At 64.0% G+C, this 21,680-nt stretch carries 21 protein-coding genes; 12 read left to right on the top strand and 9 right to left on the bottom strand.

Translation table 11 applies throughout. The features are described from left to right. From H977_RS0102400 to H977_RS0102390, 3 genes are read left to right on the top strand one after another with little or no spacing between them, the layout of a single operon-like run. Positions 1-1,251, top strand: coding sequence for a 3-isopropylmalate dehydratase large subunit (locus tag H977_RS0102400; RefSeq protein ID WP_029106352.1), 1,251 nt, complete (start codon positions 1-3; stop codon positions 1,249-1,251). A gap of 14 nt (positions 1,252-1,265) precedes the next feature. Continuing rightward, on the top strand, positions 1,266-1,814 hold the full coding sequence (locus tag H977_RS0102395; protein WP_029106351.1) for a LeuD/DmdB family oxidoreductase small subunit: 549 nt from the start codon (positions 1,266-1,268) through the stop codon (positions 1,812-1,814). Continuing rightward, on the top strand, positions 1,811-2,359 hold the full coding sequence (locus H977_RS0102390; RefSeq protein WP_029106350.1) for a YbhB/YbcL family Raf kinase inhibitor-like protein: 549 nt from the start codon (positions 1,811-1,813) through the stop codon (positions 2,357-2,359). Before H977_RS0102395 ends, H977_RS0102390 begins: the two co-directional genes overlap by 4 nt. Positions 2,360-2,441: 82 nt before the next feature. On the opposite strand, the gene H977_RS0102385 is transcribed toward H977_RS0102390, so the two are convergent. From H977_RS0102385 to pdxS, 7 genes are read right to left on the bottom strand one after another with little or no spacing between them, the layout of a single operon-like run. Continuing rightward, positions 2,442-3,074, bottom strand: coding sequence for an MBL fold metallo-hydrolase (locus tag H977_RS0102385; RefSeq protein ID WP_029106349.1), 633 nt, complete (start codon positions 3,072-3,074; stop codon positions 2,442-2,444). 29 nt (positions 3,075-3,103) lie between these two features. Then, entirely contained in the window at positions 3,104-4,198 is a 1,095-nt protein-coding gene (locus H977_RS0102380) for an S-(hydroxymethyl)mycothiol dehydrogenase (RefSeq protein WP_036474803.1), read from the bottom strand. Further along, the gene (locus H977_RS34330; RefSeq protein WP_051288564.1) at positions 4,191-4,574 is read right to left on the bottom strand and encodes a hypothetical protein; all 384 of its coding nucleotides are present in this window, start codon (positions 4,572-4,574) and stop codon (positions 4,191-4,193) included. The genes H977_RS0102380 and H977_RS34330 overlap by 8 nt, the downstream gene beginning before the upstream one ends. 18 nt (positions 4,575-4,592) lie before the next feature. Further along, positions 4,593-5,957 (bottom strand): aldehyde dehydrogenase family protein, encoded by a 1,365-nt coding sequence (locus tag H977_RS0102370; RefSeq protein WP_029106347.1) that lies wholly within the window; start codon positions 5,955-5,957, stop codon positions 4,593-4,595. Position 5,958: 1 nt separating this feature from the next. Beyond that, the gene (locus H977_RS0102365) at positions 5,959-6,693 is read right to left on the bottom strand and encodes a gamma-glutamyl-gamma-aminobutyrate hydrolase family protein (RefSeq protein WP_029106346.1); all 735 of its coding nucleotides are present in this window, start codon (positions 6,691-6,693) and stop codon (positions 5,959-5,961) included. A 6-nt stretch (positions 6,694-6,699) separates the two neighbouring features. Then, positions 6,700-8,073, bottom strand: a complete 1,374-nt coding sequence (locus H977_RS0102360; RefSeq protein WP_036474801.1) for an aminotransferase family protein — start codon at positions 8,071-8,073, stop codon at positions 6,700-6,702. 32 nt (positions 8,074-8,105) lie between these two features. Continuing rightward, on the bottom strand, positions 8,106-8,981 hold the full coding sequence (gene pdxS / locus H977_RS0102355) for a pyridoxal 5'-phosphate synthase lyase subunit PdxS (RefSeq protein WP_029106344.1): 876 nt from the start codon (positions 8,979-8,981) through the stop codon (positions 8,106-8,108). 225 nt (positions 8,982-9,206) lie between these two features. Between pdxS and H977_RS0102350 the strand changes: the two genes are divergently transcribed. The 4 genes from H977_RS0102350 to H977_RS34325 all read left to right on the top strand — a co-directional run bounded on the left by H977_RS0102350 (position 9,207) and on the right by H977_RS34325 (position 13,809). Continuing rightward, positions 9,207-10,223, top strand: coding sequence for a phosphotriesterase family protein (locus H977_RS0102350; protein WP_029106343.1), 1,017 nt, complete (start codon positions 9,207-9,209; stop codon positions 10,221-10,223). Between the two features lie 142 nt (positions 10,224-10,365). Further along, a complete protein-coding gene (locus H977_RS0102345) occupies positions 10,366-11,568 on the top strand; it encodes a glutamine synthetase family protein (RefSeq protein ID WP_231395847.1) in 1,203 nt (400 codons plus the stop codon). Beyond that, positions 11,561-12,961: an APC family permease gene (locus H977_RS0102340; protein ID WP_231395846.1), complete on the top strand. Its 1,401-nt coding sequence runs from the start codon at positions 11,561-11,563 to the stop codon at positions 12,959-12,961. Before H977_RS0102345 ends, H977_RS0102340 begins: the two co-directional genes overlap by 8 nt. After that, the gene (locus H977_RS34325) at positions 12,958-13,809 is read left to right on the top strand and encodes a FadR/GntR family transcriptional regulator (RefSeq protein WP_051288562.1); all 852 of its coding nucleotides are present in this window, start codon (positions 12,958-12,960) and stop codon (positions 13,807-13,809) included. The genes H977_RS0102340 and H977_RS34325 overlap by 4 nt, the downstream gene beginning before the upstream one ends. A gap of 11 nt (positions 13,810-13,820) precedes the next feature. Here H977_RS34325 and H977_RS0102330 read toward each other — a convergent pair whose 3' ends face one another. After that, positions 13,821-14,480 carry a TetR/AcrR family transcriptional regulator gene (locus H977_RS0102330; protein ID WP_036474799.1) on the bottom strand — a complete coding sequence of 220 codons (660 nt, stop codon included), beginning with the start codon at positions 14,478-14,480 and terminating at the stop codon, positions 13,821-13,823. A 267-nt stretch (positions 14,481-14,747) separates the two neighbouring features. On the opposite strand from H977_RS0102330, the gene H977_RS32355 reads away from it, so the two are divergent. Genes H977_RS32355 through H977_RS0102305 form a run of 5 tightly spaced genes read left to right on the top strand, consistent with a single transcriptional unit; the run spans position 14,748 to position 19,748 of the window. Next, positions 14,748-16,052, top strand: a complete 1,305-nt coding sequence (locus tag H977_RS32355; protein ID WP_051288560.1) for an NAD(P)-binding protein — start codon at positions 14,748-14,750, stop codon at positions 16,050-16,052. Positions 16,053-16,089: 37 nt separating this feature from the next. Further along, positions 16,090-16,542, top strand: a complete 453-nt coding sequence (locus H977_RS0102320) for a flavodoxin domain-containing protein (protein ID WP_036474798.1) — start codon at positions 16,090-16,092, stop codon at positions 16,540-16,542. A 48-nt stretch (positions 16,543-16,590) separates the two neighbouring features. Beyond that, on the top strand, positions 16,591-18,102 hold the full coding sequence (locus H977_RS0102315; RefSeq protein ID WP_029106338.1) for an APC family permease: 1,512 nt from the start codon (positions 16,591-16,593) through the stop codon (positions 18,100-18,102). A gap of 46 nt (positions 18,103-18,148) precedes the next feature. Next, on the top strand, positions 18,149-19,357 hold the full coding sequence (locus H977_RS0102310) for a cytochrome P450 (RefSeq protein WP_029106337.1): 1,209 nt from the start codon (positions 18,149-18,151) through the stop codon (positions 19,355-19,357). Between the two features lie 28 nt (positions 19,358-19,385). Continuing rightward, a complete protein-coding gene (locus H977_RS0102305) occupies positions 19,386-19,748 on the top strand; it encodes a cupin domain-containing protein (protein ID WP_036474795.1) in 363 nt (120 codons plus the stop codon). A gap of 70 nt (positions 19,749-19,818) precedes the next feature. On the opposite strand, the gene H977_RS0102300 is transcribed toward H977_RS0102305, so the two are convergent. Next, a complete protein-coding gene (locus H977_RS0102300) occupies positions 19,819-21,654 on the bottom strand; it encodes an acyl-CoA dehydrogenase (protein ID WP_029106335.1) in 1,836 nt (611 codons plus the stop codon). Between the last annotated feature and the right edge of the window lie 26 nt (positions 21,655-21,680).

Here is a 21,680-nt window from a genome sequence, read left to right as displayed (position 1 = left end):
ATGGGCATGACCATGATCGAGCGGATCCTGGCCCGCAAGGCCGGCATCCCCGAAGTGCATGCCGGTGACATCGTCACCGTAGACGTCGACATGACTGTCCTGATCGACCTGCAGTTCGCCACCATGTGGATCCAGCCGCTGAAGATCAACGACCCGAACAAGGTTGCGATCGTGATGGATCACGCCGTACCGGCCCCCACCATCAAGGACGCGGCGGGCGGACCCAAGGCGCGACAGTTCGCCGCCGAGTTCGGCATTCAGCGCTTCTATGACGTCGGCCGCCACGGCATCTGCCACCAGGTGATCGCCGAGAACGGGCTGGCCCGCCCCGGTGAGATCCTGGCCTGCACCGACAGCCACACCTGCGCCGGCGGCGCCTACAACACCGCGGCCCGGGGACTGGGGCCCGCCGAGGTGTATTCGATTCTGTGCACCGGCCGCACCTGGTTCCAGGTCTCCCCGACCATCCGCTACGAGCTCACCGGCAGCCTGCCGGCCGGGGTCAGCGGCAAAGACCTATTCCTGTACATCGCCGACGAATACGGCGACACCCCGAACGTCAACCTGGAGTACGGCGGGCCTGGACTTGCCTCCATACCGCTCAACGACCGGCGCACCATGGCCACCCAGGGCGCGGAGGTCTCTGCTGACTTCTCCACCTTCGCCTACGACGACGTGCTCGCCGCGCACTTCCACGAGCTCACCGTCAGCGGGTATGAGCCTGCCTACGCCGACCCCGACGCCAGCTACATCGCAGTGCGTGAGATCGACCTGTCGTGTCTTGTGCCCTACGTGGCCCGGCCTGGCACCGTGTCCCGAAACGGTTTGCCCGTCAGTGAGATCGAGCAGCGCAAGATCGACCAAGCTTTCATCGGGTCCTGCGCGAACGGTCAACTCGACGATCTGCGTATCGCCGCCGAGATTCTCCGTGGCCGTCAGGTGGCGCCGGGTGTGCGGCTGATCGTCACCCCGGCCAGCCAACAGGTCTACCGTGACGCCATGCGGCTGGGGTACCTACAAGACATCGCCGACTCCGGTGCCGTAGTCACCAACGCCACCTGCGGGGCGTGCTTCGGGTACCACATGGGAGTCGTTGGGCCGGGCGAGGTGTGCCTGACCTCGTCCACCCGCAACTTCACCGGCCGGATGGGCTCGACCGAGGCCGAAATCTACATGGCATCCCCGGCCACGGTCGCTGCATCAGCCGTGACCGGCCACATCACCGACGCGAGGGAGGTCGCCGCCCGATGAGCACGAATCTGACAGTGACCGGTCGTGTCTGGGTGTTCGGAGACAGCCTCAACACCGACGCGATGTATCCACCCGATGCGATGAAACTCGACATTCCTGAGGCCGCGAGAATGGTCTTCTACGACGTTCGTCCCGGTTGGACCGACCAGGTGGAGTCAGGCGATATCGTCATCGCGGGCACGAACTTCGGCGTTGGATCGTCGCGCCCGGTCGCCGCGTTGTTCAACCAACTCGGGGTTGCGGCGCTAGTGGCCGAAGAGTTCAACTCGTTGTTCTTCCGCAATGCGGTCAACGCCGGCCTGCCTGCCGTGACCATCCCCGGCGTGACATCGGCATTCTCGGACGGCGATATCGGCACGTTCGATCTGCGCACCGGCGCATGGCGCAACGACACCACCGGCGTCGGCGGAACCGTAGGCAAGCTGCCCGACCTCATCCTCGACATCCTCGCCAGCGGTGGCACCCTGCCGCGACTGGCCGAACAAGGCTACATACCAGCCGAACTCGCCGATACGCTGCGCTCACCGAAAGTGTCGATGGTAGGGCAGGGCAGCGGCGCGTGACTGCCCTTCCCGAACTCATCGGCAAAGCCCTCCGGCCTGTACGCGCCGGCCGGGACCGGAGCCGGCTGGCCGCGCTGACACCGGTCCGGACCATCGAGCTGTCCAGCCCCGCTTTCAACGACGGTGGCGCCCTACCCGTGCGGTTTGCCGGAAAAGGAGTGGGCGACAACGTTTCGCCTCCGTTGCGGTGGGCCGGCGTGCCTGAGCGTACTGCGGCTCTGGTGCTCATCATCGAAGATGAGGATGTGCCGTTGCCGCGCCCACTGATGCACACCGTTGCGGTGCTCGATCCCTCTCTCGACCATCTCGACGAAGGTTCACTGCAACCCGGGACGACTGGGCTGCGGTTCATCAAAACGATGCTCGGATATGGATATTCTGGACCGCGCCCCATCCCGGGCCACGGCGTGCATCACTACCGCTTCTACCTTTTCGCAGTCGGCAGCCCCGTGCCCGACGCGGTGACCACCATAGGTGGCGTGACCAGTGTCATCCGCGACAGCGTCACCGCACGCGGCGTGCTGACTGGCAGCTACCAGCAGTAGTAGGCTGACTGGTCTCACCTAAACGAATTCCGGGATCGTTTGGGTCTCTTCCTTTTCGCCGCTCGTTCCTCGCGGCTCATCGTCAGTGACCGCGCGCGACCCACTCGTCGTAATGCACAATCTCGTCGCCGATGGTGGTGGTGTCGCCGTGCCCGGTGTAGACCACGGTCTCGCCGGGCAGCATGCCGAGCCGTTTGGAGATCGACTCCAGGATCGTGGGGAAGTCGGAGAACGACCGTCCGGTGGCTCCGGGCCCACCTTGGAACAGGGTGTCTCCCGAGATCACCGCATTGAGCTCCGGGATGGACCAGCAGACCGATCCGGGGGAGTGCCCTGGGGTGTGCAGCGCGTGCAGTTCGATGCCGCCGACGCGCAACACGTGGTCGTCCTCGACGGTGCGGAAGTCGTTGTCGGGGTGGACGGCTCGCCACAGCATCTCGTCGGCCGGGTGCAGCAGTATCGGCGCGTCCAGTGCCTTGCTGAGTTCGGGGGCGACGGTGATGTGGTCGTTGTGGCCGTGGGTGCAGACCACCGCGATGACGTTGCGCCCGCCGACCGCCTCGATGATCGGGGCAGCGGTGTGGGCGGCGTCGAACACCACGACATCGTTGTTGTCACCGACGATCCAGATGTTGTTGTCGACATCCCAACTGCCGCCGTCGAGTTCGAACTTGCCGCTGGTAACTACACGGGTGATGCCGCGCTGTCCGCTCATCGGTGCTGATCTCCTCTTCGCGCAAGCGCTCATCGGTCCAACACCACCACCGAGCGCAGCACCTCACCGGCGTGCATCTTGTGGAACGCGTCTTCGATCGCGTCCAGCTCGATGCGCTCGGAGACGAACTTCTCCAGCGGTAGCCGGCCCTGCAGGTACAGCGAGATCAGGGTGGGGAAGTCGCGTTCGGGCAGGCAGTCGCCGTACCACGAGGACTTCAACGACCCACCGCGGGAGAAGAAGTCGACCAGCGGCATCTCCAGGGTCATGTCCGGGGTGGGCACACCGACGAGCACCACGGTGCCGGCCAGATCGCGCGCGTAGAACGCCTGCTCGTAGGTCGCCGGCCGACCGACAGAATCGATCACCACATCCGCGCCGTTGCCCTCGGTGAGAGCTTGAATCGACCTCACCACATCCGCATGGGCCGCGTTGATGGTGTGGGTGGCACCGAACTGCCGTGCCCACTGCAATTTTCGGTCATCCAGATCCACGGCAATGATCTTCTTGGCGCCCACCAGCGCGGCACCGGCGATCGCGGCATCACCCACACCGCCGCAGCCGATCACCGCCACCGTGTCGTCGCGGGTCACCGCACCGGTGTTGATCGCCGCGCCGATGCCGGCCATCACCCCGCAGCCCAGCAGCCCGGCCACCGCCGGGTCAGCCGCCGAATCGACCTTGGTGCACTGGCCTTCATGCACCAGGGTCTTGTCGGCGAACGCCCCGATGCCCAACGCGGGGGTCAACTCGGTGCCGTCGGTCAGCGTCATCTTCTGGGCCGCGTTATGGGTGTCGAAACACAAATGCGGGCGGCCGCGCTTGCAGGCGCGGCACTGTCCGCACACCGCGCGCCAGTTCAAGATGACGAAGTCGCCCGGTTCGACGTTGGTCACGCCCTCGCCGACCGATTCCACGGTGCCTGCGGCCTCATGTCCCAGCAGGAACGGATATTCGTCGTTGATGCCGCCTTCGCGGTAGGTCAGGTCGGTGTGGCACACCCCGCAGGCGATGATGTCGACCACCACCTCACCGGGACCCGGATCCGGGATGACAATGTCGACCAACTCGACGGGCTGCTTCTTACTCCGGGAAATCACACCACGCACAGTCTGGCTACTCAATGTGGATACCTTCTTTCGGCTTGGAATTGGCCTCGGGATGACGTTGTTGCGCTTGCGGTTTCCAACACCAGAAGCCGTGACGCATGATCCATTGCCCGCCGTCAGACGAAAGGCCCACGTCGCGCGCCCGCGGTTTACTGCTTGTCGGCGGAACGAGCTCGCGAGCGCGGGCAAGTAGGCGGCGTTGGCGATGGTTCAGCGACGCGCCGTCACGCAGCGAGAGTTCGGTGATCAGTTCGACGAACCGGGCATTGAGGCGTTGTGCGTCCATACCGAATCTCGGCAGGATGTCTTCTTCGTCCGGCCCGCCGTACGGCGCCCAACTGACGACGTAACGGACAATATCCCAATCGAATTCGTCGATCTGGCGTGCCATTGGCCCAGTGTCAAGCGGCTAGGTGGCTGTGGTGCTGAAGAAGACGTTCTTCACTTCGGTGTAGGCGTCAAGCGCATCGGGTCCGAGTTCACGGCCCAGCCCTGATTGCTTGAAACCGCCGAACGGCGTGGTGATCCGCACGGAGGTATAGGAATTCACCGCCAGTGCGCCCGCTGCGACGCCTCGCGCGACACGCATGGAACGGGCGGCGTTCGACGTCCAGATCGAGCCGGCCAAACCGTAGACGGTGTCGTTGGCCCGGGCAACCGCCTCGTCCTCGCTGTCGAACGCCAGAATCGATACAACGGGCCCGAAGATCTCCTCACGGACCGAACGGTGATCATCCTCGATGGGGTGCAGCACCGTGGGGGCAAACCAGTAGCCGCGCCCGGTGGGGGCGGAACCGCGAAACAGCACCGGTGCATCGTCGACGTAGCTTTGGACTGTCTCGGCATGTGCGGCGGAGATCAGTGGGCCCATCTGCGTGTTCTCGGCAAGCGGATCACCGACGACGATGTTGGCGACGACTTTCTCGAGTTTTTCGAGAAATGGTTCCAGAGCTGAGCGTTCGACGAACACGCGAGACCGCGCGCAGCAGTCCTGCCCTGAATTGCCGAAAACAGCGCCGGTCAAGCCCTCGGCGGCCGCGTCGAGGTCGGCGTCGGCGAAGACCAGGGCTGCCGACTTACCGCCAAGCTCCAGGGTCACGCGCTTGATGCCCTCGGCGGCCCGACGGGCGATGTCCTTACCGACACTGGTCGAACCGGTGAAGGCCACCTTGCCGACACTGGGATGCTCGACCAACTGGCTTCCGATCGTCCGGCCGGGGCCGACGATGACGTTCAACAGGTCTGGGGGCAGCCCGGCCCGAACGGCGAGTTCGCCGAGTTTCAGCGAGGTCAGTGGCGTGAGCTCGGCGGGCTTGAGTACCACTGCGTTTCCCGCGGCCAGGGCCGGAGCGACTTTCCAGGCGGCGATCGACAGGGGGTAGTTCCACGGCGTGATCAGACCTACTACGCCGATGGGCTCGCGGAAGGTCATGTCGACTCCGTCCGCTACCGGAATGGTCTGTCCGAGAAGGCGTTCCGGTGCAGCTGCGTAATAGCGGAACGTCGCCGCGACGCCTGAGACGGCGCCTCGCGCATCGCTGATGGGCATTCCGACGTTGCGTGACTCAAGTTGGGCCAGGGTTTCGCGGTTGCGATCGATCGCCGAGGCGACGGACAGCAGCACCTCGCCGCGGAACTGTGGAGACTGCGCAGCCCATTGCCGCTGCGCGACGGATGCGCGGGCGATCACGTCATCCAGTTCCGCGGCCGTGATCTGTTCGAGCGATTCGAGGACCTGTTCGGTCGCAGGTTCGATGATGTTGATGACAGCCATATCAGTGGTTTCCTCCAAGAGCGTGTGCTGCGCTGGCGATGAAATCGGTAAGGGCGTGTTGCAGTTCGGCTGCTTCCGGGTGCCACTGCACACCGAGCGCGTACCGGTGGTCGGGCCATTCGATTGCTTCGGGAAGTTGGTCGGGGAGCGATCGGGCGGTGACCACAGCGCCGTGGCCCAGCTGATCCACACCTTGGTGGTGGTGCGAGTTCACGGTCTGAATTCCGCTGCCGCACAACATGGCGGCGTGGGTATCGCAATCCACCTCGACCTCGTGGAACGTTGCGTCATCGAGCCGTCCGGGGCTCGGGCGGTGTTCGGCGTAACCGACGTCGAGCAGGTGCTGATGTAGCGTGCCTCCGGCCGCGACGTTGAGTACCTGCATGCCTCGACACACGCCGAGCACGGGGATGTCCCGCCGCATCGCTGCCCGCGTCACGACGAGTTCGAATTCATCGCGCAGCGGCTCCGTAGCTTCGGTACGGCCGTTGTCGGCGGCGCCATACGATGACGGCTCGACGTCGACCCCGCCGATCAACAGCAACCCGTCGATGCGGTCGACGAGCAGGCCAGGATTTTGGACCGCGTAGGTGTCGGGTATCAAACCCAGCGGAACTCCGCCTGCGGCATGGATTTTGGCGAGATAGGTAGCTGGCACGATGGCAGCCTGCTGATTCCAGAAGCCCCAGCTGGCCGTTTCGAACGCGGCGCAGACCCCAATGACGGGTGCAGGCACGACAACTCAGCCGATCTCGGCGGCGAACTTCGCCTCTGCCTCGGTGAGGCAGCGGTCGACGATCTCGATGGCACGCTCGGCTTCATCGCGGGTCAGCACGAACGGCGGCGCGAGGTGTAGAACGTCCCACACCCGGGTGACCAGGCCCTCTTCCTGCGTGCGCAGTGCGAGTTGCTTGATGAACGGATGCGATGTTCCCCAGGCCTCACGGGTCTCCTTGCTCTTGACGAAATCGATTGCACACAACAGCCCTTTGCCGCCGCGGACATCGCCGACGGTGGGGTGGCTGCGCAGCTGCTGGGCCAACTCGAACAGATAGGTGCCCATCTCCGCGGAGCGTTCGACCAGGTTCTCGCGTTCCAGGATCTCGATGTTCTTCAACGCGGCGGCAGCCGCCACGGCGTGGCCGCCGAACGTGATGAGGTGGCCCAGCGCATGGCCGTCGGGACGGAAATCGTCGAAGATCGACGATCGAACCGCGACGGCAGCCACAGGTGCGTAACCACTCGATAGGCCTTTTGCCATGGTCATGATGTCGGGGACGACGCCGTAATGTTCGGCAGCGAACAGCTTGCCGGTGCGTCCCCAGCCTGTGATGACCTCGTCCATGATGAGCAGAACGCCGTATTTGTCACAGATTTGACGCAGCATCTGCCAGTACACCGGGCTGGGCAGATGCGTGCCGTTGGCCACAGAGATCGGTTCGCCGATCACCGCGGCGACGTGCTCGGGGCCCTGGTTCAGGATCTCCTGCTCGACGTAGCGGGCGCACATGATGTCACCGGCTTCTCCCTCAAGGCCGAAGTCATTGCGGTAGTGGTTGGGGTTCGGCACCTTGCTCACCCCGGCCATGAACGGTCCGAAGTACTTTTCGCTTGCGCTGCCGGTCAGGCTGGCGGCGCCGAAGGTGGTGCCGTGGTAGGAGCCGCGGCGCGCAATGATCTTGTAGCGCTTGCCGAATCCGCGCATTACCTGGACCTGCTTGGCGATCTTCATCGCGCTCTCCACGGCTTCGGATCCGCCCGAGCACAGGAAGACCCGGTCGAGGTCACCAGGGGTGAGGGAGGCGATCTTGGCGGCCAGTTCGATCGCGGCCGGGTTGGCAGCGTTGGACGCGGCGGTGTAGGCGATCTTGCCGGCCTGTTCGGCCATGGCTTCGCCGATTTCGGTGCGGCCGTGGCCTGCTGCGACGACGAACAGACCGGCCAGACCGTCGATGTACTCCTTGCCGTTCACGTCGATCAACGTCGCGCCGCGACCCTCGACGAAGACCCGTAGACCGCCCTGAATCAGTTCGTTCCATTCCAGGTCGTTGCTGTGCAGCCAGAGGTGGTCCAGAGCTTGCGCTTCCAACGCGTGACGGTTCTGCAGTGACGTCATAATATGTTGCCTTTCTTGGTGTTTGAGTCGCACTACCAGCCGCGTTGCGCGAGCCGGTGTGAGACGGGAACGTCTTCGACGTTGATGCCGACCATGGCTTCGCCGAGCCCGCGCGACACCTTGGCCAGCACATCGGGATCGTCGTAGAACGTGGTGGCCTTCACGATCGCCGCGGCCCGCTGCGCCGGGTTGCCCGACTTGAAGATCCCCGAACCGACGAACACACCCTCAGCACCGAGCTGCATCATCATCGCCGCATCGGCCGGGGTGGCGATCCCACCCGCGGTGAACATCGTCACCGGCAGCTTGCCGGCCCGCGCCACCTCGACCACCAGGTCATAGGGCGCCTGCAGTTCCTTGGCCGCCACGTACAACTCGTCCTCGGACATCGAGGTCAGCCGACGAATCTCACCACCGATCTTGCGCATATGGGTGGTGGCGTTGGAAACATCGCCGGTACCGGCCTCACCCTTGGAGCGAATCATCGCCGCGCCCTCGGTAAGACGACGCAACGCCTCACCCAGGTTGGTCGCACCGCACACGAACGGCACCGTGAACTTCCACTTGTCGATGTGGTTGGCGTAATCGGCCGGGGTCAGCACCTCGGACTCGTCGATGTAATCCACACCCAACGACTGCAGGATCTGCGCCTCGACGAAATGCCCGATCCGCGCCTTGGCCATCACCGGGATGGTCACCGCCGAGATGATGCCCTCGATCATGTCGGGATCCGACATGCGCGACACCCCGCCCTGGGCCCGGATGTCGGCGGGAACCCGCTCCAGGGCCATCACCGCCACCGCACCCGCACCTTCGGCAATCTTGGCCTGTTCGGGGGTGACGACGTCCATGATCACGCCGCCCTTGAGCATCTCAGCCATCCCGCGCTTCACGCGCGCGGTACCCACGACTACCGGGGTAGGGCTTACCGTGAGTTGATTGGATTGCGACACGATCCATTTTCTACTCCGGATCGCACCCCTCGTCAAGGCGTGTGTCGGCGTATCGCCAATTACTGTCGTTACAAGAATGTTTCGCGTATCCGCCGTTGCCCAGCGGCTCGTCCAGGCATTGCCAAGCCGTCAATCATCTGATAAAAAGGCGCTCACTGAACTCCATTTAAGGATGTTGCGATGCCGATCCACACAGTCCTCGGCCCGATACAGCCATCTGAGCTGGGCGAGACCAGCATGCACGAGCACCTGCTGATCGACGGCCGTGTCTGGTTCGAACCAGCCCGCGAACCCGCGCCGGTCCCAGCCGCGGTCACCCTGGAGAACTTGGGATTCGTGCACTGGAACCTCGTCAGCCTCGAGGACAACCTGCTGATCGACGACGTCGATCTCGCTGTGCGGGAGCTCGATCATCTCTCCACCGTGCCGAATGCCGGCCTGGTCGATCTCACCAACATCGGCCTCGGTCGTCGGGTCGATGATCTCGCGACGATCTCCAGACGAGCTGGCGTACACGTGATGAGCGGATGCGGCTTTTACATCCACGACTCTCACCCTGAGTACGTCGAACGGTGGAGCGTGGACCAACTCGCGGAAATGTTGATCGGAGAACTGCGCGAGGGCGTCGAGGGCACCGGCATCAAGCCGGCCCTCATCGGTGAGATCGGCACGAGTTCGCCGGTCACCGAACGGGAGAAGAAGGTGCTCGCCGCGGCCGGAACAGCCGCGGTCGAGACACAGGCATCGGTCAGCATCCACCTGGAACCACGGGGCGCGGAAGCCCTGAACGTACTGGGAGTTCTATTGGCGCAGGGTATGTCAACGGATCGAGTGATCATGGGGCATCTCGATGAGCACCTCGACAAGGGGTATCACTCCGATGTCGCACAGACCGGTGTGGCGATGGCATTCGACACCTTCGGCTCGGATTTCTACTTCAGCGGACTGTTCAAAGACCCCACCGACCTCGAACGGATCGACCATCTTCTACCCCTGCTGCACGACGGCCACGCCGAGCAGATGGTGCTGGCATGCGACGTGTGGACGAAGGCGAACCTCAAGAGCTACGGCGGATTTGGCTACGACCACCTCCATCGCCGCATATTGCCGCTGTTGCGTGACGAACACGGGGTCGATGGCGACACGATCACCCAAATGATGATCGAGAACCCGCGTCGTCTGCTCGCGCGGCCCTGACTCCTTCGACCTAGAGGAAGATCACTTGTCCACCATGTATGTCGACACCGAAAAGACCGATGTACTCAATGGCATCCCCGTTGACGCGCATTCAGTCGTACCATTGTTCCCGGACATTCACGGGAATCTCCGCGGAAAACTCGTGGATCCCAAGGTAATCGGGTCCGACCGCGCGTTGAGCGAAGGTATCCCGACCACCGATCTGCTGCTGGCCGTCGACCCCGTGGACGAGCCGATCACCACGTTGTCCACCATGGGGCTCAAAGGCGGCGCGAAAGATCTGCTGCTGCGCCCCGATCTCGCGACGCTGCGGCCGATGCCATGGTTTCCCGCCGCGTATCTGCTGCTAGGCGACCTCTACGAAGCCAGCGGAGCGCCATGCCCGGTCAGCCCGCGCCAGGTGCTGCGCAAGGCGCTGGACGCGCTCGCCGATGACGGACTTCAGCTCAAAGCTGCCTTCGAGTTCGAGTTTCGGCTGTTCCGCGCGGGCACATGGGAGCCCGCGACTGCCGGCTTGAGCTACAGTCCACTGACCCTGTCCCATGTCACCGACTTCATCGGCACTCTCCGGCGTTATGCCGATGAGCTGCGGCTCGGCCTATCCGTGGTCCACAGCGAGGGAGCACCGGGTCTCATCGAGGTCAACGTCGACCCGCAGGACGGTTTGGCGGCCGCTGACACCGCGGCCCTGCTGCGGCTGGTCGCGACCGAGGCCGGTCGCCGGCACGGCCTGTCGGCCAACTTCATGGCCAAACCCGTTGCCCACGAGGAGGGTTCGAGTGCCCATGTGCACTTCTCGATGTGGGACGAGTCCGGCGGCAATAGGCTGTACGGGGCTGCCGGCGATCCGAATCATGAGTTCTACCGGCGCGCAGCCTGGGGAATGCTCACCCATCTGCCGGCCCTCAGCTTGATCTACAACCCCACCATCAACTCCTACAAGCGGTTGGTGCCCGGTTACTTCGCGCCGGTCAGTGCCGCCTGCGGGCCCGACGACCGCTCATTCGCGCTCCGTGCGCTGCTGAAGAGCGAGTCGGCAAGCCGGTTCGAACTGCGGCGGCCCGGCGCGGACTGTAACCCGTACCTGACCTTGGCCGCGATCGCGGCGTCAGTGCATCTCGGCTTGACGGACGAGGTAGTGCCCGACCGTGGGCATGTGGACCGACACGACGGCGCCCTGCCCACGAGTCTCGAAGGCGCGATCAACGAATTCCGGCGGCGGCACAGAGGTTTGGATGACGTGCTGGGAACCGAGTTCTGCTCCCACTACCTGCAGACGCGGGAATGGGAATTGCACGCCTGGCAGAACGCGGTCAGCGAATGGGAACGGCAGCGCTATGCCTGAATCGACCGAGTCGACCGATGTGTCGAAGGTGGAGCGCTACCAGCAGCAACTCAGCCGCAGCCTGGGGCTCTGGGGCAATGTGGCGTTGTGTGTCGCCGCGATCACCCCGGCAGTGGGAGTATTCGCCATCGCCCCGATCCTGCTCAACATGGCGGGCACCGGAGCGGTGTGGGCACTGGTCATCGCGGGTCTGCTCGGACTGTCCATCGCTGCCTGTTACGCAGAACTGGGCAGTGCGTATCCCATTGCCGGAGGTGACTATTCGGTTGTCTCACGGACCCTCGGCAAGGCGGCTGGTTTCGTATCCCTGGTGTTCACCGGACCGGTATGTGCGTTCCTGATCCCGGCCGTGGTCGCCCTGACGATCGCCACCTATCTCAACGTGGTCGTGCCACTCGATGCGCGGTGGGTCGGCGCAGCGGTGATCGCTGCCGGCAGCGTGATCGCCATTCTCGGTGTGCGGTTGAGCGCCCGGCTGGTGGGGCTACTGCTCGGGGTCGAGTTGCTGGTTGTCATGTTCGTGACGGCGCTCGGCTTCGTCAAGACACAACATTCACTGGCCGAGGTGCTCAAGCCTACGGTGTTCGGACCCGGGGGCCCGCAGGCCCTGGCTGTGGGTGCGTTGATGGCGGCGGTCGCCGTCGCTGCCTTCACATACAACGGTTTTCAAGGCGCCCTGCTGTTCTCCGAGGAAACGTCCGGCGGCGGACGCAACATCGCCCGCTCGGTGTTCATCTCACTGGCCGTCGCCGTGTCGTTCGGTGTCATTCCGGTACTCGGCGGGCTTCTGGGCGCCCGATCGCTCGAAGAATTCACCACGTCGCCCACACCGTGGCAGCAGTTTCTCACCGATACCGGAGGGGAGCTGTTCAACACGGTGGTCAGCCTCGGGATCGCTCTGGCAGTAGTGAACGGCGTCATGGCGCTGACCCCCTACTTCGCGCGGGTCATCTACAGCTCCGGGCGCGACATGATGTGGCCCGCGCCGATCAGCCGGGCGTTCGCACAGGTGCACCCGAGATTCGAGACACCCTGGGTGGCAACGGTTGTCATCGGTGTCGCCGGTGTAATCCTGATCCTCACTATGGACGTCGAGGCCATGGCGACGGTGATCGGGACGGTCATCGCGCTGGAGATGATCCTCGTCGCTCTGTCGGCGATCGTCAGTCGGGTCCGGTTCCCGGCCCTCGTCCGTCCCTATCGCATGCCGTTGTGGCCGGCGGCGCCACTGGCCGCAATCGCGCTGTGTCTCGTGGTCCTCGTTGAACAGACTCGCAAAGACCAGTTCACCGCGGTGGTCATCGTGGTGGTGTCCGTGCTGTATTACGTCGGCTATCTGCGGCCACGGCACGCGACGCACATGAGAATGCTCGACCCGGCCGAGTCGGAATGAGCACCTCACCGAGCGTGTCGAGCAGCATCGGCTGGGTAGCATTGGCCGATGAGCAGGACACTGGTTCGGCTGAACGGATGAGCGTGCTGATCAGCGGCATAGCAGCTGGGACGGTCTCGCTGCCGCCGTCCCATGTCGACGTCAACCGGTACGTGGCCGACCTCGTTCGCCGGGAGATCCGCCTCGGCCTCTTGCCGCCCGGGTCGGCGTTGCCATCGGAGCGTGAATTCGCCGAGATGCTGGGGGTCGGGCGGACCCCCGTTCAACTGGCGTTCCGTCAACTGCACTCGGAAGGTCTCATCGAGCGTCGGCGCGGCCGCAACGGCGGGGCCTTCGTCCGCGGCGCCGGAGAGGACGAGTCGCGCTTTCATGACGTGATCATGGAGGCCATCCAGAACCGCGACGAGATACGGCTGGCCATGGAGTATCGGTGCCTGGTCGAGCCGGCCGTCTCGCGGCTCGCCAGCGAGCGGCGCACCGCGACCGAACTCAACGACCTGGACGCCGCACATGCGTTGCTGCAGGAGGCGTCCGACGATGCCTCGTTCATGAGAAGTGACGCCGTCTTCCACCTCACGCTGGCTCACATCACCGCCAATCCGTTCTTGGTCCGCGGCATCGAGGAATCCCGCCAGTGCTGCCATCCGGCGCTGGCCCTGCTACCCGAGGGTGGGACCTTCCATGAAGCCACCATCGCCGAGCATCAAGAGGTTCTCGAGGCGGTAAGGGCCAGAAGGCCCGACGAAGCCGAGCGTGCGATGAGCGCCCACGTTCAACGCAGCATGTGGAGCGTCCAGAAGTTACTGGCCACGCTCAAGGATCGTCATGCGGAGGCTACGGCCGAGTGACCGAATGTGCCTCATTCGCCCGAGTAGCCGGCGAAGTAATCGGCGAGCATTCTTCTCGCCTCGGCGATCGTGGCGGGATCGCCATCCGGATCGTCGGTGAAGGCCAGCTGGAAGAGGCGTTCTGCCGTATGCATGCCGACACGGCACTGCAACTCGGTGAGCCCGTCGAACAGTGGTGTGTGCCTGCGGAATTCGGACAGCACCAGGGTCGCGAAGCCGTCGATCGCGAGGTGATCCAGTTGTCTGACCCGGTGGGTCAAGTTCTGCCGGACCCACAGCTCGCGGATCAACGGTATCCGGTGTTCGGTGGTGTAGAAGTCGATGACGACGTCGACGATCTCGATCCACCGGTCGCCAGGCCGGGAGCGCAGTGCCTTTTCGAAGGCGACGGCTGACTGTTGGATGCGCTGGTATGAGAGCTCATCGAGAACACGCTCCGGTGTTTCGAAGAAGGCGTAGAACGAACCGCGGCTGATTCCCGATTTGTCGAGCAGCAGGGTGGGCGATCCGACGACGGCCTCGTAGCCAACCTCTTCGACGAGCTCCGCCGCGGTGTCGAGGATGAGCTGGATCATCGCCCTGGAGCGTTCCTGAAGCGGTCGTTTGCGCAATCCGCCGGCAAGTTCGTGATGCCAGGCGGTGCTGACCGTCGGACTCGCCGTCTGTGTCACCAGTGCCCCCTAGTTCGTCACTCCGGCCACTCCTACACCGGCGCCGGCAATGTGAGTGTAACTGTGTCGCGATTTCAGTCGGGTTTTTGGTCAGTCGACAGGAAGCTCAACGCGGGTTCTTCGGCACGTAACCGCCGTGTAAATGCTGCTTGCACCTATAGACACCAGAAGCCAGCGAAACTATTCTTCTAAATACACGACTCAAGTCGCGTCTCTAGTCTAAATTCAGGTTCGACCACCGTTCGGCCACATTCCCGAGGTGAACCAATGTACGACTCCACGCTGGCAGCCAAACCAGTATCAGCATCGAATCCGCTGGCCCCGGCGATTGCCGTGGTCGGCAGCGGGCCCTCCGGTTGCTACGTCAGTCAATTCCTGGCGAAGCGGTGGCCTCATGCCGAGATCACGATCTTCGAATCCTTGCCTGCCCCGTACGGGCTCATCCGCTACGGCGTCGCCGCCGACCATCAGGGCGCGAAAGGGGTCACTCGCCAATTCGACCGAATGTTCACCAAGGGCGGGGTGCGGTTCGCCGGAAACGTGACGGTGGGCCGCGACATCGACTTCTGTCAGATGGCCGCCAGCTTCGACGTCGTGGTCCTGGCGACCGGGCTCCCGGTCGACCGGGCGTTGGGCATCCCGCAGGATCCGTCGGCGCGCGTGCTCGGCGCCGGCTCACTCCTGCGGGCGCTCAATGGTTTTCCCGCCAACGCCTTGCCGCGGGATGCGGCCGGAGCCGCGCTGCCACTGGGGCGGCGACTGGCGGTGGTCGGCATGGGCAACGTAGCCATGGACGTGGTGCGGTTGCTGTCCAAGGACCCTGACGGATTTGTCGGATCGGACGTCGACGACGAGCTTCTCGGCCAACTGCGTCCGGAAACTCCGATGACCGTGGACGTGATCAGTCGCTCGGCCGCCGGTGATGCCAAGTGTGACACGGCGATGTTGCGAGAGGTCGTGTCATTGAGCAATGTCGACGTCGAGGTAGCCGGACTGCACGACCACGATACCGGATCGGTGGCAGAGTTGTTGCGCCCCTTGAGTTCTTCGAGAGGCGACGCGCAACGCACGCGGCTGCGCATGCACTTCGGCGTCGTGCCCGAACGCGTCGAAGGCGGCGCTGGCCACACGCTTGTCCGCGGCCGGCGCCGGCACGGTGACCGCGCGCCCGTGCACTTCGCCGTCGACACGGTGATCACCGCAGTCGGGTTCACCTGCGGTCCATCCGACGATCGATGTTGCCCGTCCGAGGCCTGGTCGGGTGCACACGTCTACCGCGTGGGCTGGCTCAGGCGAGGCGCGAACGGGACCATTCCGGAGAATCGCAAAGACGCCCAGCAGGTCGTCGACGAGATAGTCGAGGACGTCGAATCCGGGCGAATACGACTGGGAAACCCAGGGTTCCGTGCAGTGGAAGAGGCCGTAGGTGACCGGATGGTCAGCTTCTCCGGTTGGCGGCGGATAGAAGCCTACGAGCGCCAGTCAGCACATCCTGGCCGATGTCGCCGCAAAGTAGCCGATCTCGACAAGATGATCGAGATCGCCACCGCGTCGGCGACCAACATCAATTGACCTCGAACAACAACAATTCCGACAGGAAGGCTGACGCATGGACAAGGTGACGATTCTCTTCGGTACCGAATCGGGAAACTCCGAGTTGGTGGCCGACGACATCGCCAAATCCCTGGAAGACAACGGAATCACGAGCGAAGTTTTCGACATGGAGAACTACGACGTCGGCGATCTCGGTACGCAGAAGATGGTCATCATCGTCTCCTCGACGTATGGCGAAGGTGACCTCCCGCGAACCGCGCAGCCGTTCTTCGACGCGCTCCGAGACGTCAAGCCCGACCTCTCGTCGACCCGTTTCGCCGCATTCGGCCTGGGCGACAGCACCTATGACACGTACAACCTCGGCGTCGCGGCCCTCATCTCGGCGTTCACCGATCTGGGCGCAGTGCAGGTCGGCGAGACGGGACGCCATGATGCCGACAGCGGACTCGACGCCTCCGACGTCGCCGTTCCCTGGGCCACCGGACTCTTCTCGGGCGCGCGGGCCTGACCCGTACCACCTCTCACCTCCCTCCACCTGACAAGAAAGACAACGCGAATGACGGAAAACCAGTTGGCGGCCGATCCGCCGGTAGCGCCGGCCGGCGGCGGAACTTCTCAAGCCAACCTCAGCGGGAACATGGGTGTGAGCTCCCTGATGCTCACGGTCCTGGCTTTCTCCGCTCCCATCGCTGCCGTCGCCGGCTTCATCCCGTTCAGCATCATGTTCGGTGGCGAGGGAGCGACTCTCGTGTTCGCCTTCGCGACGGTCAGCCTGCTGCTGTTCGCGGTGGGCTATGTGACGATGACGAAATGGTTGCCCAAACCGGGCTCCTTCTATGCCTTCATCAGCGCCGGGATCGGCAAGATCCCCGGACTCGGTGCCGCGTTCATGGCGGTGGTGTCCTACCTGCTGATACTGAGTGGATGCTTCGTCTTCATCGGCCTGACGGTCAAAGAACTGGTGGCCAGCACTGACGGCCCTGAGACGCCGTGGTGGCTGTGGGCGATCGTCTCCTGGGTCATCGTCAGCATCTTGTGTTACTTCCACATTGAGGTGTCGGCCAAAATCCTCAGTGTCGCCATGGTTTTCGAGATCGGGATCGTGATGGTGTTCAACGTGGCGGTCGTGCTACGCGGCGGGGGACCCGAGGGATATTCGGCCACGCCGCTCAATCCGGCAAGCCTGACGCACGGCGACTTCGGCATCGCGCTGCTGTTCGCCATCATGATCTTCCTCGGCTTCGAAGCCACGGCACTGTTCCGCGACGAGGTACGGACCCCCGGTAAGACGATTCCCAGGGCGACCTACGGCGCGGTGCTTTTCGTCGGCACGCTCTACACGGTGTCGTGCTACCTGCTGACCACCGCCTATGGAACGGACGCGGTGCAAGCTGCCACCGACGACCCCAAGATGATGTTCCCCAGCGCGATAGGACATTTCGCCGCCCCCGCATTCACACAGCTGACCTTCGCGTTCATCATCACATCCGAGTTGGCTGCGGCGATCTCGGTGCACAACGTGACTGCACGCTACATCTACAACCTCGGTGTCGACCGGGCTCTGCCCGCCGTCTTCGCGCAAGTGCATCCGCGTCACGGCTCGCCTGCCCGCGCATCCGTCGCCGTTGCGGTCGTGGTCGCGATACTCGTCGTGCCGCTCGGCTTGGCGAATCTCGCAGGCGAAGGATTGGACGCTCAACTGTTCGGGCTCGGAACCGTGGGTGTCCTGGTCCTGATGACTCTCGTCAGTGTCGCGGTGATCGCGTGGTTCAGCAGAAGAGGAGTTCCGCCGGGCGCCAACTGGTTCAAGTGCTTCATCGCCCCGGGCCTGGCCATCGCCGCCCTTGCCCCCACGATCGTGCTCGCGGTGCTGCACTTCGACCTCGTCGTGGGCGGCGCGCCGGGACAGAACCTCGGGCTTCTGACAGTGTTGGCCGCTTCGTTGGTCCTTGGTGGCGGGCTCGCCATCTACTTCCGTTCCGCCAAGCCGCACGTCTTCGTCGGGTTGGGCCGAGCTGACACCGGCGAGTTCGAAACGTCCGACGCTGTCGTGCCCACCCGCATGTGACATCGGAAACAACCACCGACACAGCATATTTGGAAAGGAATCTGCTATGAGTCTGACCCAGACGCGGTCAACAAGTGACTGCCCGGCTACCCGGGATTACCTGCCGTGGAAAGATCCGGAGCTTCGCGTCGACCCCTATCCCTTCTATGCCCGCGCACAAGCTGAGGCCCCGGTGTCGAGGGATGAGGACGGTACCTTCGTCCTGACCAAGTTCGAAGACCTCATGCACTACGGCCGACTCCCCTCGGTGGTGATCGCTCCGGAGTGGGAGAAAGCCGGGGCGTGGAGGATCCTCAAGGACATGGCTCTGGGGCACGACGAGCCCGGCCATACCCGGCTACGCCGAATGACCAGTAAATGGTTGACCCCCAAGCGGATCCAGGATTGGGTCAAGATCACAGCCGCGGTCACCGACGAGATTCTCGATCGTGTCGGCGAGGATGGGTTGGTCGACGGCTCCGACCTTGCGGTCGAGGCCACCCACATCACGGTGTGCCGGCTGCTGCAGGTTCCCGAGGACGAGATCGAATCGGTGCGGCGGGAGATGCGCAACGCCATGCCCGTGCTCAGCGCCGTACCCGATGCCAGTGACTTCGAAGCCTGTGAACGGGCGCACGAATATCTGCGGGCCCGCACGGCCTTCCTGATCGAAAACAGCCGGGCGAATCCGGGCGACGGGCTCATCGATTATCTGCTGGGCCTGCAGGATCGCGGTGAGATGACCGAGGCGGAAGTCTTTGCCACGACACTGTTCTTGTACTTCGTCGGCCACATGGACGCCAGTTACCTGATCTCATCGGGTCTTCACATGTTCACCCGACGGCAGGACATCTTCGACGCTTTTCGGGCGGAGCCGGAGGCTCGCCAGGCCATCGTGACAGAACTCGTCCGCTTCGACGCGCCCGAACCCGTCATCACCCGAACGACCACCGAGGACTTGGTCATCCGGGGTGTCCACGTTCCTGCCGGAAGCGTTCTGCGCTTGGTCATGGGTGCGGCCAACCGGGATCCGGACGTCTTCGACAATCCCCACGAGTTCGACTTCAGGCGACCTCCGGAGCAGTCACGCAACTTGACGTTCAGCTTCGGCAGCCACAGCTGCCAGGGTCGGCTACTGGCCGAAGCCGAGGTGCGGGCGGTGTGGGAGCGAATCGCCGCCCGGTACTCCCGCATCGAACTCGCCGCGCCGCCGGTCATCAAGAACACCGACGCCTCCCGGCATTACTACTCACTGCCACTTCGACTGTGCCCGTAGCAGATAAACCCACCAGAAAGGCAATACAATGCCCACGTCAAGCACTGAAACCCAGAGCGCAGTGATCGTCACCGATCCCAACGCTTACCAGCTGGAGGACTGGGGCACGCTGCCCGAGGCAACCGGCGCGCAGATGGCGACCGCCGGAAAGAAGCTGTGGACCGGCGACGGTATCCGTGAGGTCGGTCTGTGGCAGTGCGCCCCAGGCCCCTCGCGTTGGGTGTTCGAAACCAACGAGACCATCACCATGCTGTCCGGCCGGATGACCGTCACCGAAGAGGGCGGCGAACCCTACGAGGTGAAGGCGGGCGACAACGCCGTCTTCCCCAAAGGCTGGACCGGCACGTGGGACATCCACGACACCGTTCTAAAGGTGTACACGGTCTTCTGACCGCCGTCCAACAAATGAGGCCCCTGGGTTATCCCAGGGGCCTCATTTGTTCGAGCGATGTCGAGTTGCCTTAGAAGGCAGCCTCGTCGAGTTCCATCACCTCGTTGTCGATGGTCTCGATGACCTGACGGGTGCTGGTCAGCAGCGGCAGCATGTTCTTGGCGAAGAACGAGGCCGCGGCGATCTTGCCCTCGAGGTAGGTGCGCTCGTCACCGGTGGCGCCGGCGTCGAGCTTCTCGATCGCGACAGCGGCCTGGCGGGCCAGCAGCCAGCCGAGCAGCAGGTCGCCGACCGACATCAGGAAGCGGACAGAACCGAGACCCACCTTGTAGATGCTGGCGGCATCCTCCTGGGCGGCCATCAGGTACCCGGTGAGGGTGGCGGCCATGCCCTGGACATCGGCCAGCGCGGTGGACAGCAGCTCACGCTCGGTCTTCAACCGGCCGTTGCCCGTCTCGTTCTTGATGAACTGCTCGATCTCGCCGGCCACGAACGCCAGCGCCTGGCCCTTGTCGCGGACGATCTTGCGGAAGAAGAAGTCCTGCGCCTGGATGGCGGTGGTGCCCTCGTACAGCGAGTCGATCTTGGCGTCGCGGATGTACTGCTCGATCGGGTAGTCCTGCAGGAAGCCGGAACCGCCCAGGGTCTGCAGGCTCTCGGTCAGCTTCTCGTAGGCGCGCTCGGAGCCCACACCCTTGACGATCGGGAGCAGCAGGTCGTTGACCTTGTGCGCCAGCTCGCCTTCGATGCCGTGCACGGCCTTGGCAACCTCGACGTCTTGGAACGTCGCGGTGTAGATGTACAGCGCGCGCAGTGCCTCGGCGTAGGCCTTCTGCGTCATCAGGCTGCGGCGCACGTCGGGGTGATGGGTGATGGTCACGCGCGGGGCGGTCTTGTCCATCATCTGGGTCAGGTCGGCACCCTGCACGCGCTCCTTGGCGTACTCGAGAGCGTTCAGGTAACCGGTCGACAGGGTCGCGATGGCCTTGGTGCCCACCATCATTCGAGCCTGCTCGATGACGTCGAACATCTGCGCGATGCCGTTGTGCACCTCGCCGACCAGCCAGCCCTTGGCAGGCTTGTCGTGCTGACCGAAGGTCAGCTCACAGGTGGCCGAAACCTTCAGGCCCATCTTGTGTTCGACGTTGGTGACGTACACGCCGTTGCGCTCGCCCAGCTCGCCGGTCTCGAAGTCGAAGAGGAATTTCGGTACGAAGAACAGTGACAGGCCTTTGGTGCCCGGGCCTGCGCCCTCGGGGCGGGCCAGCACCAGGTGGAAGATGTTCTCGAACAGGTCATCGGAATCGGCGGAGGTGATGAACCGCTTCACGCCGTCGATGTGCCACGAGCCGTCGTCCTGCTTGACGGCCTTGGTCCGGCCGGCGCCCACGTCGGAACCGGCGTCGGGCTCGGTGAGCACCATGGTGGCGCCCCAGCCGCGCTCGGAGGCCAGGACGGCCCACTTCTTCTGCTCTTCAGTGGCGTTGTCGTAGAAGATCTGCGCGAATGCGGCACCGCCGGCGTACATCCACACGGCCGGGTTGGCGCCGAGGATGTGCTCGTTGAGCGCCCACAACAGAGCCTTGGGGGCGGGCACGCCACCGAGCTCTTCGTACAGGCCGACCTTGTCCCAGCCACCGTCGATCGCAGCGCGCACCGACTTCTTGAAGGACTCGGGCAGCGTGACGGTGTGGGTCTTGGGATCGAACACCGGCGGATTGCGGTCACCGTCGGTGAACGAATCGGCGATGGGGCCCTCTGCGAGGCGAGCCATTTCGCTGAGCATCTCGCGGGCCGTATCGGCATCCAGGTCGGCGTAGTCGCCTGCGCCGAGGGCCTTGTCCAGACCGAAGACGTCGAACAGGTTGAACACCTGGTCACGGACATTGCTCTTGTAGTGGCTCACTTTTCCTCCTTGTGAGAATGCCACCT

The sequence above is a fragment of the Mycobacterium sp. URHD0025 genome, assembly GCF_000426065.1.
Taxonomy (GTDB): Bacteria; Actinomycetota; Actinomycetes; order Mycobacteriales; family Mycobacteriaceae; genus Mycobacterium.
The sequence above is the reverse complement of the archived record's forward strand: the minus strand, read 5'-3'. Positions and strand labels throughout refer to the sequence as shown.

Excerpts from the sequence above, each read along its gene's own strand:
- H977_RS0102400 (WP_029106352.1), top strand. The coding sequence starts at position 1 with ATGGGCATGACCATGATCGAGCGGATCCTGGCCCGCAAGGCCGGCATC.
- H977_RS0102385 (WP_029106349.1), bottom strand. The coding sequence starts at position 3,074 with ATGAGCGGACAGCGCGGCATCACCCGTGTAGTTACCAGCGGCAAGTTC.
- H977_RS34330 (WP_051288564.1), bottom strand. The coding sequence starts at position 4,574 with ATGGCACGCCAGATCGACGAATTCGATTGGGATATTGTCCGTTACGTC.
- H977_RS0102370 (WP_029106347.1), bottom strand. The coding sequence starts at position 5,957 with ATGGCTGTCATCAACATCATCGAACCTGCGACCGAACAGGTCCTCGAA.
- H977_RS0102360 (WP_036474801.1), bottom strand. The coding sequence starts at position 8,073 with ATGACGTCACTGCAGAACCGTCACGCGTTGGAAGCGCAAGCTCTGGAC.
- H977_RS0102350 (WP_029106343.1), top strand. The coding sequence starts at position 9,207 with ATGCCGATCCACACAGTCCTCGGCCCGATACAGCCATCTGAGCTGGGC.
- H977_RS0102340 (WP_231395846.1), top strand. The coding sequence starts at position 11,561 with ATGCCTGAATCGACCGAGTCGACCGATGTGTCGAAGGTGGAGCGCTAC.
- H977_RS34325 (WP_051288562.1), top strand. The coding sequence starts at position 12,958 with ATGAGCACCTCACCGAGCGTGTCGAGCAGCATCGGCTGGGTAGCATTG.
- H977_RS32355 (WP_051288560.1), top strand. The coding sequence starts at position 14,748 with ATGTACGACTCCACGCTGGCAGCCAAACCAGTATCAGCATCGAATCCG.
- H977_RS0102320 (WP_036474798.1), top strand. The coding sequence starts at position 16,090 with ATGGACAAGGTGACGATTCTCTTCGGTACCGAATCGGGAAACTCCGAG.
- H977_RS0102315 (WP_029106338.1), top strand. The coding sequence starts at position 16,591 with ATGACGGAAAACCAGTTGGCGGCCGATCCGCCGGTAGCGCCGGCCGGC.
- H977_RS0102310 (WP_029106337.1), top strand. The coding sequence starts at position 18,149 with ATGAGTCTGACCCAGACGCGGTCAACAAGTGACTGCCCGGCTACCCGG.
- H977_RS0102305 (WP_036474795.1), top strand. The coding sequence starts at position 19,386 with ATGCCCACGTCAAGCACTGAAACCCAGAGCGCAGTGATCGTCACCGAT.